The 18046-nt window shown below is 42.9% G+C and carries 16 protein-coding genes, 1 tRNA gene and 1 other RNA gene; 15 read left to right on the top strand and 3 right to left on the bottom strand.

Features of this window, described 5'->3' with window-relative positions:
- Positions 1-16 precede the first annotated feature (16 nt).
- On the top strand, positions 17-274 hold the full coding sequence (locus tag ACSFXN_RS16770; protein WP_300992049.1) for an HPr family phosphocarrier protein: 258 nt from the start codon (positions 17-19) through the stop codon (positions 272-274).
- 520 nt (positions 275-794) lie between these two features.
- Here the strand turns inward: ACSFXN_RS16770 and clpP are convergent.
- Complete coding sequence (gene clpP / locus ACSFXN_RS16765) at positions 795-1397, bottom strand: ATP-dependent Clp endopeptidase proteolytic subunit ClpP (RefSeq protein WP_300992051.1); 603 nt, start codon at positions 1395-1397, stop codon at positions 795-797.
- Positions 1398-1570: 173 nt separating this feature from the next.
- Between clpP and ACSFXN_RS16760 the strand changes: the two genes are divergently transcribed.
- Positions 1571-1642, top strand: a tRNA-Arg gene (locus ACSFXN_RS16760).
- Between the two features lie 62 nt (positions 1643-1704).
- Here ACSFXN_RS16760 and ACSFXN_RS16755 read toward each other — a convergent pair.
- Positions 1705-2526 (bottom strand): IS3 family transposase, encoded by an 822-nt coding sequence (locus ACSFXN_RS16755; RefSeq protein ID WP_437151399.1) that lies wholly within the window; start codon positions 2524-2526, stop codon positions 1705-1707.
- 5 nt (positions 2527-2531) lie between these two features.
- Complete coding sequence (locus ACSFXN_RS16750; RefSeq protein WP_437151262.1) at positions 2532-3095, bottom strand: helix-turn-helix domain-containing protein; 564 nt, start codon at positions 3093-3095, stop codon at positions 2532-2534.
- 296 nt (positions 3096-3391) lie between these two features.
- On the opposite strand from ACSFXN_RS16750, the gene ACSFXN_RS16745 reads away from it, so the two are divergent.
- The 13 genes from ACSFXN_RS16745 to ACSFXN_RS16685 all read left to right on the top strand — a co-directional run bounded on the left by ACSFXN_RS16745 (position 3392) and on the right by ACSFXN_RS16685 (position 17824).
- On the top strand, positions 3392-3622 hold the full coding sequence (locus ACSFXN_RS16745; RefSeq protein ID WP_437151261.1) for a glutaredoxin family protein: 231 nt from the start codon (positions 3392-3394) through the stop codon (positions 3620-3622).
- A 108-nt stretch (positions 3623-3730) separates the two neighbouring features.
- Positions 3731-4774 carry a sugar-binding transcriptional regulator gene (locus tag ACSFXN_RS16740; RefSeq protein WP_437151260.1) on the top strand — a complete coding sequence of 348 codons (1044 nt, stop codon included), beginning with the start codon at positions 3731-3733 and terminating at the stop codon, positions 4772-4774.
- Entirely contained in the window at positions 4775-5779 is a 1005-nt protein-coding gene (gene gap, locus ACSFXN_RS16735) for a type I glyceraldehyde-3-phosphate dehydrogenase (RefSeq protein WP_437151259.1), read from the top strand.
- A gap of 112 nt (positions 5780-5891) precedes the next feature.
- Positions 5892-7073 carry a phosphoglycerate kinase gene (locus ACSFXN_RS16730; RefSeq protein ID WP_437151397.1) on the top strand — a complete coding sequence of 394 codons (1182 nt, stop codon included), beginning with the start codon at positions 5892-5894 and terminating at the stop codon, positions 7071-7073.
- 14 nt (positions 7074-7087) lie between these two features.
- Complete coding sequence (gene tpiA / locus ACSFXN_RS16725) at positions 7088-7849, top strand: triose-phosphate isomerase (protein WP_437151258.1); 762 nt, start codon at positions 7088-7090, stop codon at positions 7847-7849.
- Positions 7842-9374 (top strand): 2,3-bisphosphoglycerate-independent phosphoglycerate mutase, encoded by a 1533-nt coding sequence (gpmI, locus tag ACSFXN_RS16720; protein ID WP_437151257.1) that lies wholly within the window; start codon positions 7842-7844, stop codon positions 9372-9374. The genes tpiA and gpmI overlap by 8 nt, the downstream gene beginning before the upstream one ends.
- Before the next feature lie 16 nt (positions 9375-9390).
- Entirely contained in the window at positions 9391-10686 is a 1296-nt protein-coding gene (eno, locus tag ACSFXN_RS16715) for a phosphopyruvate hydratase (RefSeq protein ID WP_437151256.1), read from the top strand.
- A 98-nt stretch (positions 10687-10784) separates the two neighbouring features.
- Positions 10785-11012: a preprotein translocase subunit SecG gene (secG, locus tag ACSFXN_RS16710; RefSeq protein ID WP_036808196.1), complete on the top strand. Its 228-nt coding sequence runs from the start codon at positions 10785-10787 to the stop codon at positions 11010-11012.
- 249 nt (positions 11013-11261) lie between these two features.
- Positions 11262-12008: an alpha/beta hydrolase gene (locus ACSFXN_RS16705; protein ID WP_300992064.1), complete on the top strand. Its 747-nt coding sequence runs from the start codon at positions 11262-11264 to the stop codon at positions 12006-12008.
- A gap of 25 nt (positions 12009-12033) precedes the next feature.
- The gene (gene rnr, locus ACSFXN_RS16700) at positions 12034-14379 is read left to right on the top strand and encodes a ribonuclease R (protein ID WP_437151255.1); all 2346 of its coding nucleotides are present in this window, start codon (positions 12034-12036) and stop codon (positions 14377-14379) included.
- Positions 14380-14433: 54 nt separating this feature from the next.
- Positions 14434-14898, top strand: a complete 465-nt coding sequence (gene smpB, locus ACSFXN_RS16695; protein ID WP_301857523.1) for an SsrA-binding protein SmpB — start codon at positions 14434-14436, stop codon at positions 14896-14898.
- A gap of 83 nt (positions 14899-14981) precedes the next feature.
- Positions 14982-15335, top strand: a transfer-messenger RNA (tmRNA) gene (ssrA, locus tag ACSFXN_RS16690).
- A gap of 716 nt (positions 15336-16051) precedes the next feature.
- Positions 16052-17824, top strand: coding sequence for a reverse transcriptase domain-containing protein (locus ACSFXN_RS16685; RefSeq protein WP_437151254.1), 1773 nt, complete (start codon positions 16052-16054; stop codon positions 17822-17824).
- The last annotated feature ends 222 nt before the right edge of the window (positions 17825-18046 follow it).

Below are 18046 nucleotides of genomic sequence, written 5' to 3'. Positions count from 1 at the left end.
TCAGAGGAGGATCAGCATGGTTGATAAACAAGTGGAAGTACAATTGAAATCAGGATTACAAGCAAGGCAAGCGGCTTTGTTCGTTCAAGAAGCAAACCGTTATAATTCGGATGTTTACTTAGAAAAAGACGATAAAAAAGTAAACGCCAAAAGCATTATGGGCATCATGAGCCTGGCAATCAGCAAAGGAACGACCGTCAAAATTTCTGCAGACGGCAGAGATGAAGAAACGGCAGTCGAAGCATTGGCTGCCCTTATTGAAAAAGATGCATAAAAAAGAGTCCACAGCAACCAGCTGTCGATTCTTAAGGCTGTCGAGAAACTCTCGGCAGCCTTTTCTCATTTCGCTCCAGGCGGGACGCTTTCCGCGGACATGGCTTCAGCCGCTTCCTTCGCTTTGCTCAGTCCAGGGTCTTCAGCTCATGTTATTTCCGCAGGAGTCGCCCACCTTCCGCTGCAATCAGCTCTCTTTTGTTACCTTTGGAGATTCTCTGGAATAGGGAGCTGATTCGGAAAGCTCTCGAATGTTTGTACCCGCTTTCTAGATATGAAGCCAACCGGCGGAGACGCCTGCGGGATAGCGAGACAGCCGAGACCCCGCAAGACGCGAAGCGGCTGAGGAGGCTTGGCGCTCGCCCGCGGCAAGCGCAGCTGGTTGGCGGAATATCGGTTAAGGGAAGATACCTTATACAAATTTCAACTTCCTCAACCAGCTGTGGACTCTTTCTATTCGCAAAATCGTTAATAGAAAAAGAGGATTCGGAATAACTCATCCCGAATCCTCTTTGTTCATTTTATTTTTTTTCGTCCAGCAATTTGTTGCGAGTGATGATTTGATCGACCAAACCATATTCAACTGCACGTTCAGCAGTCATGAAGTTATCACGGTCTGTGTCTTTTGAAATCACTTCTAACGGCTGGCCAGTACGGTCTGACAAGATTTGGTTCAATTTTTCACGTAGGTGCAAAATGCGTTTCGCTGCAATCTCAATTTCTGTCGCTTGTCCTTGAGCTCCGCCAAGTGGCTGGTGAATCATGACTTCAGCATTTGGAAGTGCATAGCGTTTTCCTTTTGTCCCAGCTGCAAGCAGGAAAGCACCCATAGATGCTGCCATGCCGATGCAGACAGTTTGAACATCCGGACGGATAAACTGCATAACATCATAAATTGCCATACCGGCTGTAATGCTTCCGCCTGGGCTGTTGATGTAAATGGAGATATCTTTATCTGGATCTTCAGCTTCAAGGAATAAGAGCTGTGCTACAATTGAGTTGGCAACATTATCGTCGATTCCGCTGCCGAGCATGATGACACGGTCTTTTAACAAGCGCGAGTAAATATCATAAGCGCGTTCGCCTCTGCTAGTCTGTTCAATTACTGTAGGAATTAAATTCATAAGATATTTCCTCCTCATAATAAATAGTAGTCAATTCATGCTGAAAGTTCTTCCAGCTGTATTAATATCATACACATTATGGTCAATGAAGGTCAAATCTAACGAATTAAAAAAATAGGCTTGAAAAGATTTATTGTTATGGTTATAATAGAAAAGTCGTTAAGAACGAAAACGCCCTCGTAGTGTAATGGATCACACGTAAGATTCCGGTTCTTAAGATGGGAGTTCGATTCTCTCCGAGGGCATAGTTTAAAAGCCGATTCCTTTTCCGTAATAAGGTAGTGACCCCTTAAAGTTAGAGTTTTCGTTATGCAGCTAATTGGCTGGCATGCGTCCGGTATTGTACTGGGCTCATGCCGGCCAATTTTTGTTTGATGCGTTCGTTGTTGTAGTAATAGATGTAACGTTCGATCCGCTTCTTTAATTCTTCGTAGGATACCAACGCTTCCCCGTAATACATCTCCTGCTTCAGGAGGCCAAAGAAATTTTCCATAGCCGCATTGTCGGCACATGTCCCTTTCCGGGACATGCTTTGGAAGATCCGGTGCTGCTTCAGCGCCTTCACCCAGGCCGGGTGCTGGTAATGCCAGCCTTGGTCCGAATGGAGGGTTGTCCGGTAGACAGCCTGCTCTTTGATAATCGGCAGGGCCTGGTGCAGCGAATTCAGGACGAAGTCGAGGGTCGGCCGTTTCGCCATACTCAGGCCAATGATCTCGCCGTTATAAAGATCCATGATGGGGCTTAAATACAGCTTTTCTTCCCCTGTACATTTGAATTCGGTGACGTCGGTGGCCATCTTTTGCAAGACATGCGCTGTTTGGAACCGGCGGTTCAACCGGTTTTTGGCAATGGTCCCGACTTTGCCCTTATACGATCTGTAGCGGGATTTCCGGATGAACTTCACGCATCTTAAATCCAATTCCCTCATAAGGCGCTGGATTTTCTTGTGATTAATGTCATATCCTTGCGCTTGTAATTCCAGATGGATCCGGCGGTACCCGTAACGGCCTTCGTGTTTCTCAAAGAGCGCCCGGATCACTGTTTTCCATTCCCGGTCTGCGTCTTCCGAATCGAATCGCTGCCGGTGGTAATGATACGTCGCTTCTGGAAGATCGATGATCTTCAGCACATCCTTCAATCGGAATCCTTTTTTGCGGAGTTCGAACGCCATTTCCGTTTGGGCTTTTCGAGGTAGGCATTCGGATTTTCCCGGAAAGCTTTCAACTTTTTTAGGTACGCAACCTCTAAGCGAAGCAACTCATTTTCGCGTTCAAGCTGCGCTTCACGAGAGGGAAGTTTCTCTTGGTTTTCAGTTCTGCTTTTCGGTTTCTTGGACATGGGTGGCCGTCCTTTCACTCGCTCCTCCAAGCCGGCTATCCCTTTTTCCAGGAACCGGTGGTTCCAAGTCGTGATCAGGGAAGGGTTGTTCATCTTAAACTGAATCGCCGTATCTTGGTAGGAAGCACCTGTTTGTTTCATAAAGTGTAATACATCCACCTTGAATTGAACAGAATACACCTGGTTCGTCTGCTTCTTCCGCAGTCCCTTTTCTCCAAGCACCTGATAAGCACGTACCCACCGTTTGATCGGAGTAGAACTAGGAATTCCGTATTTTCGGGCTAAAAGGGAATAACCCAAAGAACCTTCTGCGTATTCTTTGACAATCCGCAGTTTGAAACCCTCACTATATTTCGCCATATAAAAACACCCCAAAAGTTAGATTTGAACTCTAACTTTTGGGGTGCACCACCTAACGGAGACCGGAATCGGCTTTTTTAATTTTTTAAAATAACGAATGTATAAAATGGATCAGTTTCTAATGGACGTATCTTTTGTTATGCACATTTTCTTAGCTGAGCTATAGAAATTATCTTTTGTACATTGCTTGCCACAAAGATTTAATCTCAAAAAATCAGCCGCTGTCTTCGAGACCTTTTTGCGGCATTTCAGTATGAGAGAATGCAATTAAATAAAATAGAAAGAAGGAAGTAAAAATGATTACATTCTATACACGTCAAAATTGCCCTTTATGTGATGAAGCAAAAATGATGCTTGAGCTTGTACGGGAAGATTTTCCTTTCGAATATGAGGAAGTCGATATCGAGAGCGACGATGCCATACATGAAAAATACATGCTGATGATTCCTGTGCTCGAAAAAGACGGGAAAGTCGTGATTTATGGAAACATTGGTTATATCGAATTATTGGAAGCGTTAGAATTCTAACGCTTCTTTTTGTTTGCATTTTAGTTAGTCCTTCGTTAGAATAAAACTAGTGGGACAATAAAATTAAAAGTGGGACAAAAAACGTCCAGCTTGAAATGGAGTGAACGAATGGATCCATTAACGGAAGCGAAGAAAAAGCTGATGCCGGAAATGACCGAGCTCCTGAAAAAGCGTTATCAGATCCTCCAGACCATTCAAATGGAACAACCCATTGGCAGACGAACCTTAAGTGAACTTGCCGGAATGACTGAACGGGATATCCGAAAAGAAACAGATCTTTTGCGAAACCAGCAATTGATTGAAGCAAGAACTGCTGGAATGGTTGTTACTGCACAGGGACTTGAAGTGCTTGATGCTTTAAAGGAGTTTATGCGCGAAGTGTCGGGTTTATCCAACATGGAAAAAGAGCTGAAGTCCATTTTAGGAATATCGAGAGTGCTGATCGTTCCTCAAAACAGCGACGATATTCCAGCAGTCAAGTCGAATATAGGTAAAGAAGCTGCCCGCTTATTGGAAGCGAAGTTCCCACTGTATAAAAAAATCGCGGTAACAGGCGGCAGTACAATGGCTGCTATTTCAAAAGAAATAGCTTCCGATAAGAAAGACAGCTCATTGCAATTTATTGCAGCAAGAGGAGGCTTAGGGGAAGATGTCCTCCATCAAGCCAATACAATCGCCTCCCTGTTTGCTGAAAAAACCGGTGGAGCGGTAAAAACACTTTATCTGCCTGATCATTTAAGTGCTGAGGCGTACGAGATGATGATGCGGGAACCGGTGATCAAAGAAATGATGGAATTGTACGACCAGACACAAGTTGTTGTACATGGCATTGGAAACGCTGAAGAAATTGCGCTGCAGCGAAAGTCCTCATTTGAAGAAGTGGAAAAAATCCGGGCAGGTGAAGCGGTAAGTGAAGCTTTCGGGTATTACTTCGACAAAAATGGAAATGTAGTTTACCGCATCCGCACAGCGGGAATCCAAATTGAACAAGTTCAAAAAGCGCCTTTTATCCTGGCAGTTGCAGGAGGGCGATCGAAAGCTAAAGCAATTCTTTCTTACTTCAAGATTGCGCCGGAACAAACAGTTTTAATCACAGACGAAGGTGCAGCACAAAAAATAATCGAGTTAACTCAAAAACAGGAGGAATTTTAAATGACTTTAAAATTAGCAATTAACGGATTTGGACGTATCGGACGTATTGTATATCGCCAGGTAATGGAAAACCCGGAAGTGGAAGTAGTAGCAGTAAACGATTTGACTGACGCAAAAATGCTTGCACATCTTTTGAAATATGATTCAGTGCACGGCATTTCAGATGCAGAGATTTCTGCTGAAGGCGAAGAGCTTATCGTGAACGGCAAAAGAATGCGTGTATTCGCTGAAAAAGATCCTGCAGCTCTTCCATGGGGAGAATTAGGGGTTGACATCGTCCTTGAATCGACAGGCCGATTCACAGATGCCGCTGCGGCTGCTAAACATATCGAAGCTGGCGCTAAGAAAGTTATCGTTTCTGCACCGGGCAAAGACATGAAAACATTGGTTATGGGCGTAAACCATGACAGCTACGACCCAGAAACGGACAACGTAGTGTCAAATGCTTCATGTACGACTAACGGCCTTGCAGGCATTTCTAAAGTATTGAATGAGCGTTTTGGCATCAAACATGCCATGATGACTACAATTCACTCTTATACAAACGACCAAATCTTGTTGGATTCACCTCACAAAGATTATCGCCGTGCACGTGCAGCAGCAGAGTCGATGATTCCGACAACTACTGGGGCTGCAGTAGCAGTAACAAAAGTATTGCCGGAACTAAAAGGCAAACTGGATGGAATGGCTATCCGCGTTCCTACACCAAACGTATCATTGATCGATTTAGTGGCAGAACTTGAAACAGAAGCTACTGTCGAAGAGGTCAACAATGCGTTGAAAGAAGCAACTGAAAACGAATTGAAAGGTTACTTGGCTTACACGGATCTTCCGTTGGTATCAAGCGACTATAATGGCAACCCGGCTTCATCTACAGTCGACGGTGCATCCACAATGGCGCTTGGCGGAAACATGGTGAAAGTTCTTTCATGGTATGACAACGAATCAGGGTACTCTGCACGTTGTATCGACCTTGCTCTTCACATGTATAAAACAGGATTGTAATCCCAAATTTATAGCTTAATTTCCGATGAACCTCTATAATGGAAGAGGGTAAAGGGGTGGGGGTTTACCCCGCCCCTTATTTTTTTTAGACGAACGGGGAGGTAGTGTCATGTTGAAGAAAATGACTATGAAAGACGTGGACTTAAAAGGGAAACGTGTATTTTGCCGAGTGGATTTTAACGTACCGATGTCGGAAGGAAAAGTGACTGATGATACACGGATCCGCGCTGCCATTCCAACAATCGAGTATCTGGTTGACAACGGAGCGAAAGTGATTTTGGCTAGCCACTTGGGACGCCCAAAAGGTGAAGTCAACGAAGACATGAGGCTTGCAGCAGCAGGCGCCAAACTAAGCGAATTATTACATAAAGAAGTGAAGAGCCTGGATGAATCCATCGGGCCAAAAGTTGAACAGGAAATTGCTTCGATGAACGAGGGAGATATTGTTCTATTGGAGAACGTTAGGTTCCATCCTGGCGAAGAAAAGAACGATGAAGAATTGGCTAAAGCGTTTGCCGCGCTGGCAGATGTATTCGTCAACGATGCTTTCGGAGCTGCACATAGAGCGCACGCTTCAACGGCTGGCATAGCCAAGCACTTGACTGCCGTTTCCGGCCTATTATTGGAAAAGGAACTGGATGTGCTAGGAAAAGCCTTATCTGAACCGGAGCGGCCATTTACCGCCATTATCGGTGGAGCGAAAGTAAAGGATAAAATCGGCGTGATTGACCATTTACTGGACAAAGTCGACAATCTGCTAATTGGCGGCGGACTTTCTTATACCTTTACGAAAGCCCAAGGCCATGAAATCGGCACTTCTTTGCTCGAAGAAGACAAAATCGAGCTGGCACAATCGTTCATCAAAAAGGCGGAAGAAAAAGGCGTTAAACTTTATTTGCCTGTAGATGTGGTTGTGACAAAAGAATTTTCCAATGATGGGGAAACCAAAGTGGTCAAGATCGATGGAATTCCTGCAGACTGGATGGGCCTCGATATTGGACCGAAAACTGTTGAGCTTTATTCCGATGTCATTATGAATTCTAAATTGATCATTTGGAATGGGCCGATGGGCGTCTTTGAAATGAGTTCTTTTGAAAATGGCACAAAATCAGTAGCACAGGCTATGGCAAAAACAGAAGCTTATACAATTATTGGCGGAGGCGATTCAGCCGCTGCAGTAGAGCAGTTCAATGTCGCTGATCAAATGGATCATATTTCAACCGGCGGCGGAGCTTCCCTCGAATTTATGGAGGGCAAAGAATTGCCAGGCGTAACTGCCTTAACCGACAAATAGAAGGAGTGGTATTGTTGAGAAAACCGATTATTGCTGGAAACTGGAAAATGTATAAGACCTTATCTGAAGCAAAGGGATTTGTAGAAGAAGTAAAAGGTCTCGTGCCGGATGCAGACAAAGTTGATTCGGTCATTTGTGCGCCTGCTCTTTACCTGCAGCAGCTTGTCGCATCAACAGAATCAAGTTCGCTTCAAATAGGCGCTCAAACGATGCATGAAGAAAAAGAAGGTGCATTTACTGGAGAAATCAGTGCTGCCCAATTGGCTGACATCAAAGTGAAGTACGTGATTATCGGGCATTCAGAGCGCCGGCAGTATTTCAATGAAACAGACCAATCGGTCAACAAAAAAGTCCATGCAGCATTTGACAACGGCTTAACACCGATTATGTGCGTAGGCGAGACGTTGGAGCAGCGTGAAAAAGGTGATACGGGCTCAATTGTTGAAGCACAAGTAGAAGCAGGGCTCGCTGGTTTATCGGAACAGCAAGCCGGGCAATTGGTGATTGCTTATGAACCAATCTGGGCGATTGGAACAGGCAAGACAGCTACTGCCCAAGATGCCAACGAAGTTTGCGGCATTATCCGGGATAAAGTGGCTTCATTATTCAATGACGGCATTGCTCAGCAAGTTCGCATCCAGTATGGCGGCAGCGTTAAACCCGCCAATATCGAAGAATTGTTGGGCATGGAACATATTGACGGCGCGCTTGTTGGAGGCGCCAGCCTTGAAGCAGACTCCTTTGTAAAACTACTAGAGGCGGGATCGCATGCGTAATACAGATTATCCAGTGGCGTTAATCATTTTGGACGGTTTCGGCTGCCGGAAAGAGACTTTTGGCAATGCTGTTTCTCAAGCAAATAAACCGAATTTTGATCAATTATGGGACAACTATCCACACAGCCTTTTGACGGCTTCAGGCGAAGCAGTAGGGCTTCCGGAAGGCCAGATGGGCAATTCGGAAGTTGGCCATTTGAACATCGGTGCCGGAAGAATCGTTTATCAGAACCTGACACGGATCCATAAATCAATCCGCGATGGCGACTTTTTCCAAAATGCGGCTTTTGTAGAAGCGGTTGAAAATGCCAAAGCAAACGGCAAAGCGCTCCATTTGATGGGCTTGCTGTCAGACGGCGGCGTGCATAGCCATTATGAGCATTTGTTCGCTCTGTTGGAATTGGCAAAACTTCATGGTTTAACAAATGTTTATGTACACGGATTCTTAGATGGCCGGGACGTCGGACCGCAGACAGCGCTTAAATATGTGGAAGAAGCCGAGCAGAAAATGCAAGAAATCGGCGTCGGAAAATTCGCTTCCATTAGCGGCCGGTATTATGCAATGGACCGCGACAAGCGTTGGGAGCGGGTGGACCTTGCTTACCGCGTTTTAGTGGATGGTGCGGGCCAGACGGCTCCATCTGCTAATGCTGGTATTACTTATTCTTATGATTTGGGCATCCATGACGAGTTTGTCGTGCCTTTTGCCATCGTTGAAGAAGGCCAGCCAGTGGCAACGATTGAAACAGGCGATTCTGTCGTGTTTTTCAATTTCCGTCCTGACCGGGCCATTCAACTGACTTCTGTATTCGTGCGTGAAGGATTCCAGGAATTGCAGCTGAGCGTGAAGCATCCGACAAATCTGTCATTCATCACATTTACATCTTATAGTGATGACTTGCCGACACGAGTTGCTTATGAAACGCAGAATTTGGAGAATACGATCGGTGAAGTATTGTCCGATAAAGGATTGACGCAATTGCGGATTGCGGAAACAGAGAAGTATCCGCATGTGACGTTCTTTATGAGCGGAGGACGAGAAGAAGTTTTCCCGGGAGAAGACCGGATTTTGGTAGATTCCCCGAAAGTGGCGACATACGATCTGCAGCCGGAAATGAGTGCTTTTGAAGTGACAGGCAAACTGGTCGAACAAATTCAAAATGACGCTCATGATGCCATCATTTTGAACTTTGCAAACCCGGATATGGTTGGCCATAGTGGAATGCTTGGGCCGACAATCCGTGCCATTGAAGTGGTCGATGAATGCTTAGGCAAAATCATTGAGGCGCTGCACGCCAAAGGTGGATATGCCATCGTAACAGCTGACCATGGAAATGCCGATGAAGTGGTAACGCTTGAAGGCATGCCGATGACTGCCCATACGACAAATCAAGTGCCGGTCATTGTGACTAAAAAAGGCGTGGAGTTGAGAAAAGGCGGAATTCTAGCCGACTTGGCTCCGACCGTATTGAAATTGCTGAATGTTGAACAACCGGAAGAAATGACCGGAAAACCATTATATTAAAAGGGAGATGTTTTCATTGCCAATTATCACAGACGTTTTAGCACGCGAAGTATTAGATTCACGAGGAAACCCAACAATCGAAGTGGAAGTATTCACAGAAAGCGGCGCATTTGGACGCGCAATAGTACCATCTGGAGCTTCGACTGGAGAACACGAAGCAGTTGAACTTCGCGACGGCGACAAGAGCCGTTACCTTGGAAAAGGCGTATTAAAAGCAGTTGACCACGTTAACAATGAAATTGCTGCAGAAATCGAAGGCAACTTCTCAGTTCTTGACCAAGTCTCCATCGACCAGGCATTGATTGCACTGGACGGTACGGAAAACAAAGGCCGCTTAGGGGCAAACGCTATTTTGGGTGTCTCCATGGCAGTAGCCCACGCCGCTTCTGATTACTTAGATGTTCCGTTATACCAATACTTAGGCGGTTTCAACGCTAAGCAATTGCCAGTGCCGATGATGAACATTTTAAACGGCGGTGAGCATGCTGATAACAATGTGGACATTCAGGAATTCATGGTCATGCCGGTTGGTGCAGAAACCTTCCGCCACGCCGTGCGCATGGGAGCAGAAATCTTCCATAACCTGAAAAGTGTCTTGAAAGAAAAAGGCTATAACACTTCTGTAGGGGATGAAGGCGGCTTTGCTCCAAACCTTGGGTCAAACGAAGAAGCACTTCAAACGATTATGGAAGCTATTGAAAAAGCGGGCTATAAACCAGGAGAAGATGTTCTTCTTGCAATGGACGTCGCTGCTTCTGAAATCTACGACAAAGAAAAAGGCGTATATAACTTGCCAGGAGACAATACAGTGAAAACTTCTGCTGAAATGGTTGACTGGTACGAAGAACTTTCCAATAAATACCCAATCGTTTCAATTGAAGACGGCTTGGACGAAAATGACTGGGAAGGCCATAAATTGCTGACAGAACGCATTGGTGACCGTGTTCAATTAGTCGGTGATGATTTATTCGTGACAAATACGAAAAAATTGGCGCAGGGAATTGAGCAAGGCATTGGAAACTCGATCTTGATCAAAGTAAACCAAATCGGTACATTGACAGAAACATTTGATGCGATTGAAATGGCGAAACGCGCGGGCTACACAGCTGTCATCAGCCACCGTTCAGGAGAATCGGAAGATGTAACGATTGCCGATATCGCAGTGGCAACAAATGCGGGACAGATCAAAACTGGGGCACCTTCACGTACAGACCGCGTTGCGAAGTACAACCAATTGCTGCGCATCGAAGACCAGCTTCATGATACAGCGAAATACCTTGGCGTTAAAACTTTCTACAACTTGAAGAAATAAGGTATAAGGAACCCATTAGTTCTGTTGCTATTGTCATAGTTCGCAGTTTTTGGTAAACTTATTCTTGTTGTGGAAGTTCTTTTCAGGAGGTGGAATTTATGCATACGTTGTTAATGACATTACTCGTCATCGTATCGCTCGCTTTAATCGTTGTCGTCTTATTGCAATCAGGAAAAAGTGCAGGCCTTTCAGGAGCCATCTCCGGTGGAGCAGAGCAACTTTTCGGCAAGCAAAAAGCCCGTGGATTGGACCTAGTCCTTCAACGCGTTACGATTGTACTTGCTGCCTTATTCTTTATTCTGGCTATCGCCGTCACAAAAGTTTAATGTAGATGATTAAATCGCCTGACCAATAACTGGTTAGGCGTTTTCTTTTAGAGCTATAATTTTATGAAGAGTGAAGAAATTGCTTCAGCGCACTTTCATGTCTCGAAGCTAGCGAAGCGATGCAGGAGCACAATATTTGCCCTCGCCGCCTTCCGCTCTTTCTTTTAAAGTGGATTGGATATTGATAGAAGATGTTATCTTAACGAAAATAATTAATTTGATTTATGTAAATAAGGATGGAGGATATTTATGCGGATTTCGCAGCCAAAACCATTTTTCTTTAAAGCAGGACCAAGAGCCGTGCTTTTGCTGCACGGATTTACAGGGAATTCAGCGGACGTCCGGATGCTCGGCCGTTTTCTTGAAAAACAGGGCTATACGTCTATTGCTCCCCATTATGCGGGACACGGAGTGGAGCCGGAGAAATTGCTTCCTACAGGTCCGGCAGACTGGTGGAAAGATGTTGAGAAAGCTTATAACCAATTAAAAGAAGAAGGTTATGAGGAAATTGCCGTTGCCGGTTTATCGCTTGGCGGCGTATTTACACTGAAGATAGGGTATACATTCCCTGTAAAGGGACTCATCACAATGTGTGCGCCCATGCATATGAAAACAACCGAATTGATGTATGAAGGCGTGTTAAAATATGCCCGGGATTATAAGAAGTATGAAGGAAAAGACGAACAAGTTATCGAAGAAGAAATGAAGAAGTTTCAAGAAACTCCAATGGAGTCACTTGCCGATTTACGGAAATTGATTGGCCATGTCAGAGGACAGGTGGATCATGTATACGCTCCGCTTTTTGTCGTCCAAGGTTCATTGGATGATGTGATCGATACTGATTCTGCCAACATCATTTATGAAGAAGCAGAATCTTTCCAGAAAAATATCAAGTGGTACGAGAAATCCGGGCATGTCATTACGCTCGATAAAGAAAAACAACAATTGCATCAAGACATTTTAGCATTTCTCGAATCGCTCGATTGGAGCGTGTGAGACCGTCTTAGAGGAGGAATTCAGTATGGCGAATAAAGAAATGACATTGGACCAACGGTTATTGGAGTTTATGCGTGAAGACGCTTATAAACCATTGACTGTACAGGAAATAGAAGAGCAATTCGGCTTTGAAGATGCCGATGAATTTAAAGAATTGGTGAAAACCTTGGTGAAGCTTGAAGAAAAAGGACTGCTTGTCCGGTCGCGTGCCAACCGTTACGGAGTACCGGAGCGAATGAATCTAATGCGCGGAAAATTCATCGGCCATGCCAAAGGCTTCGGCTTTGTGGCACCAGAAGAAGCCGGTTTGGATGATATTTTCATTCCACCGAACGAAGTGAATGGAGCGGTCAACGGCGATAAAGTCATGATTCGTGTATCGGAGGCTTCAGCAGGCGACCGCCGCGAAGGCACCATTATCCGGATTCTGGAACGGGGCACTTCAAAAGTGGTCGGCACTTTCCAAGACAACCGCGGCTTCGGTTTTGTCGTGCCGGATGATAAGAAATTGAATATGGACGTCTTTATCGCAAAAGACGATACACTTGGCGCGGTTGATGGCCATAAAGTTGTTGTCGAAATTACGGGCTGGCCGGAAGGACGGATGTCCGCAACGGGAATCATCTCGCAAATCTTGGGCCATAAAAATGATCCCGGCGTTGATATCTTATCCATTATTCATAAACATGGCATTGAGACAGAATTTCCACCGGATGTCCTGGAGCAAGCGAACAATGTGCCGGAAGAAATCGATCAAGGAGATTTAAAAGATCGGCGCGATTTGCGCGATCAGCAGATCGTGACGATTGATGGCGCCGATGCAAAAGATTTGGATGATGCTGTCCAAGTAATAAAATTAGAGGATGGAACTTATAAATTGGGCGTCCACATCGCCGACGTCAGCCATTATGTCACAGAAGGATCAGCGATTGACCGGGAAGCTTATGACCGGGCAACGAGCATTTATTTGACGGACCGAGTTATCCCAATGATTCCTCATCGCCTGTCGAACGGCATCTGCTCGCTGAATCCGCAAGTGGACCGCTTGACGCTGTCGTGTGAAATGATCTTCAACGATATGGGCGAAGTGCTTTCGCACGATATTTTCCAAAGCGTCATCAATACTTCCGCGCGGATGACGTATACCGATGTCTATGAAATACTGGAAACGGACAATCAGGAACTGAAAGAGAAGTACGCAGATCTTGTTCCAATGTTTGAGTTGATGAAAGACTTGGCGGCCATCCTCAGAGAACGCCGCATGCGCCGCGGAGCAATCGATTTCGACTTTAAAGAATCGAAAGTCCTTGTTGATGAAGATGGCTATCCGGTGGATGTCGTGGTTCGTGAACGCACGGTTTCCGAACGATTGATCGAGGAATTCATGCTGGCAGCGAACGAAACGGTGGCGGAACATTTCCATAATATGGACGTACCTTCGCTTTACCGGATTCACGAAGATCCAAAGCCGGAGAAGCTTCAGCGCTTTTTCGAATTTATCACCAATTTTGGGATCATGGTAAAAGGCAGCGGTACGCAAGTGCATCCGAGCGCCTTGCAGGAAATTATTAATTCCATCAAAGACACACCAGAAGAGGCGGTCGTTTCGACAATGATGCTGCGCTCTATGCAGCAGGCGAAATACTCGGCTGAAAGCGTAGGCCATTTCGGGCTTGCCAGTGAATTTTATACGCATTTCACATCGCCGATCCGCCGTTACCCAGATTTGGTCATTCACCGCTTGATCCGCACGTATTTGATCAATAAAGACTTGTCGAAAGCGACCATCATGCACTGGGAAGCCCATATGGATGAAATCGCTGAGCACACGTCTGAGCGCGAACGCCGGGCAGTCGATGCCGAACGCGACACAGATGCATTGAAGAAATCACAATACATGGCAGATAAAATCGGCGAAGAATTTGAAGGCATCATTTCTTCTGTAACGAATTTCGGCTTGTTCGTCGAATTGGCGAATACGATTGAGGGATTAGTCCACGTGTCGAACATGACGGATGATTTCTACCGCTTCGATGACCGCCAGATGATGATGATTGGTGAGCGTTCAAAACGCCAGTTCCGCATCGGAGATGAAATTCAAGTGAAAGTGATCGGCGTCAAGCCGGAAGAATCGTCGATCGACTTTGAAATCGTCGGCATGCCGCAGAGCGTACGCCGCACGAGAAAAGACGCACCAAAAGTCATCCGCGCCACGAAAAAAGACGGCGATAAAAAGCCGGGAAGAAGCGGAAAACCAGGTGGCAAACCAGCCGATAAGCCAGGAAGTCCGACCCGCAAACCGAAAAACAAAAAGAAAAAGTTTTATGAAGGCGTTGCTAAGGGCAAAGGTCCAGGACGCAAAAAGAAATAATAAAGGAGCGGCTCAGCTGCCGCCCTTTTTGAATCTATTTGAGGTGAAAACAGCATGGCAAAAGGCGAAGGAAAAGTTATCGCACAAAACAAAAAAGCAGGGTTCGATTATTTCATCGAAGAAACGATTGAAGCCGGAATTGTGCTGCAAGGAACTGAAATCAAATCTGCACGAAACGGCAAAGTGCAGCTTGTGGATGCGTTTGTTCGGATCCGGAACGGCGAAGCCTGGATTTCCAATATGCACATCGCTCCATATGAACAAGGCAATATCTTTAACCACGATCCGACGAGAGTCCGGAAACTGCTGCTGCATAAAAAGCAGATCAATGAACTTGTAGGGGTGTCGAAAGTGCAGGGAGCGGCAATCATACCGTTGAAGATGTACTTGAAAGACGGTTATGCCAAAGTGCTGCTGGGCATCGGTAAGGGTAAGAAAAACTACGATAAGCGCCAGGACTTGAAGAAAAAAGACGCTAAACGTGAAATTGACCGGGCTTTGAAAGACCGTAACCGTTAAGACTTGAAGTCTGACCATTATTGTCTTATAATATTCATATAGCACACAAGGCTAATCGCCTTTCCGTGTTCCTTTATTAATGAGGGGACGTTACGGATTCGACAGGGATGATCTGGGCTTGGGTCGCGCGTCGGAGGATCGGCTCCGTCACCAACGTAACTATAGTAACTGGCAAAACAAACCAAAACCTAGCATTCGCAGCGTAAGCTCGGATCTGCTTTATCTATCCATCGCCCATGTGGCTAGGTAAAGCTCAACTTTAGTGGGATACGGCTTGCAGTGCCATTTGAGCTGCTGGCAAGAGATTCTCAAATTAGTGCCCAGGACGCCTGCTTACTGGCAGAATGGCGCATGAAACCCTAATAAGTAAGCTACACGCGTAGACGCTCAAGTAGCGGAGTTTCTGGACGCGGGTTCGACTCCCGCCGTCTCCATACTTTGGAGTCAAATAATTTAACAAGGCCGAAAACCTTATATTAAGGTTTTCGGCCTTGTTGTGTTTTTAAGTGATTTTGAATATTGCTCATTTTAGGGCTAAAACTAAAATGCTTGTTGTATTTATAAGCTTAAATTAACTTATTAAGTAATAAGGCCAAAAAATTCAAGTAGCTATAGTGTAATTAAAGAGATTTAAAAAAGAAATGTAACCAAATGAGCTATGGCAGCTCTAGACAAGCTAAGTGTACGGACATTAGAAATAAGGTGTTGAATTAAATCTTCTATCTATATTTCTATTTAATAAATTTTCAGATTCTATTTACAAAAGTTATAAAATCATTCCCTTAACTAGTATCTCAACCTTAATTATGGATAACAGGAACTAAAACTATTTTATGATCCTTAGTATAGAAAATATCTTAAGAGCTATAGATTTTAAGCTATTTTTACTTGATGAAATATATAGTTAAATAATTATATTCTAAAATTGATTTAACATTTTACATACAAAGAATATGCAAAGGTCGATATTAGTTATATAATTTATATTGGAGTAGCTTCGAACATCAAAGGTGTTATCGCCTTTATTTGATAAATAGAAAATGGAATATATATTCCTGCACGTATACTTTTCGTCTACTGTTATTTAACGTTGATACACGGATGACTAGAAAGGTAGGAATGGCTACTCCAAAATTTATAGGGAGTTCTATAAATGCAAATTAAATTAATGAAGTTAGATGAGACTATTAAAAGTCAATTTGAGGTTTTAGAATCATTTGAAGATATAGCTAATTTGCTAGAAGTTCCCCAGGAACTTTTGTGGAAACATGTAGTAGAAAAAAAATCTTATACTAACTTTAAAATTCCTAAAAAACAAAAAGACGAATTTCGGCAGATTAACAAGCCTTCAAAAAACTTAGATATAATTCAGAAAAAGTTAAATTACATCTTAAAGTTAGTTTATACAAAGTCACACAATGCGTCTCATGGATTTATATTAGACAAAAGTATAAAAACTAATGCATTAGCGCATATTAATAATAAAGTTATTTTAAATATAGATTTAGAAAATTTTTTCGGAAGTATAAATTTTGCAAGAATTAGAGCAATGTTTATGACTTATTTTAAATTTAATTCAATTGTTGCAACTACGCTTGCAAATATTTGTTGTGATAATAACAATGTTCTTGCTCAAGGAGCAGCTACTTCTCCTATAATTTCTAATATTATTGCAAATAAATTAGATAAACAATTACATAGATTAGCTAAGTCCAAAAAATGTGTTTATACGAGATATGCCGATGATATAACTTTTTCTACAAATTTAAATGAAATACACAAGGATATACTTCATGATGAAATTAATTTAGTACTAGGTAGTGTATTGTCTAATCTCATCTCATCCAATGGTTTCAATATAAATAATAGTAAAACGAGAATCAGTAGAAAGAATAAGGCACAATATGTAACTGGAATAAAAATTAATACTAAATTAAACGTAAATAGGAAGTATGTTAAAAAAATTCGGACTATATTAAATAATATTGAAAAAAATATTGATAATTTAGAGGAAGCTGAAAGAATATTTTACAATAAGCATAAATTTAGAAAAACTTTGTTTAAAGATTACAATATGTTTAATATAGTGAGGGGAATGATTTCACATATTGGTTTTGTTAAAGGTAAAAAAGACGAGGTGTTTTTTAAATACGCTACTAGATATAATGAAATAATTAAACACGTAAATGATCAGAATGAGAAAACATATGCTTTTATTAATATTCCTTTGTCAATAAAACAATTTAGGGAACAAAATATATTTGTAATTGAAAGTGATGCATTTGCGGAATATATAGTGGGAGCTTATAAGAAGGATGATTTAGAAACAGGGCAAGGTACAGGATTTATGTTAAAGGATATAGGTTTAATAACAAATTGGCATGTAATCAAGCCTTATCTAGAAAAAGTAATAAAATTTGATTATGCAAGATTTGAAAATGAATATTATATTCCAGTTTCTAAATCAAGATACGAAGATGATGTATGGTTTGCAAAAATTCTCGCCTTTGATGAGGTAAGGGATATAGCAATACTGGAAATCGAAGGTATTGACAAAACCAAAGTAGGTTTTAATTATTCCTCTGAAATCGAATCTGGAATGGAATGTTGTTTACTTGGCTATCCAGAATATAAGGATGGACAGTATTTACATGAAGTTGAAGGGAAAGTTCAAAGTGCTAGAGCAAATGTTTTTGCACAAACACAGTTTTTAAGATATACAGTTAATATGTCAATTCATGGTGGGAATAGTGGGGGACCGATTGTTAATAATAGAAACGAGGTCATCGCAGTTGCTGTTAAAGGAAGAGATTTTACAGTTTCTGAAGTTATACCCATTAAAGAATTATTCAACTCTATAGATGAAAATGACATTATTTATGTAGAAAACCATAACATAAGAGACAAAAGCGATGTTTTAAACTGAAACATCGCTTTATTAATTATCAGCTATTAAAATTCTCAATAATTGTCGTCTTATAGATAATAAAATGATTATGTATACGATAAATAGAAAAAGGAAAATCCATTACTATAAAAAATAGCTTCTCCTAGCTGTTCTCTTCTTCTTTTATGAGAATATAATAATTGAAAATATTCAGTTTTGCAGAATGAACAGTAGGGTACTCCAATAATATCCCGCATTAAT

The organism is Planococcus sp. 1R117A, assembly GCF_051417975.1.
In the GTDB taxonomy this organism is placed as follows: Bacteria; Bacillota; Bacilli; order Bacillales_A; family Planococcaceae; genus Planococcus; species Planococcus shenhongbingii.
This window is presented reverse-complemented; position numbering and strand designations above follow the sequence as displayed.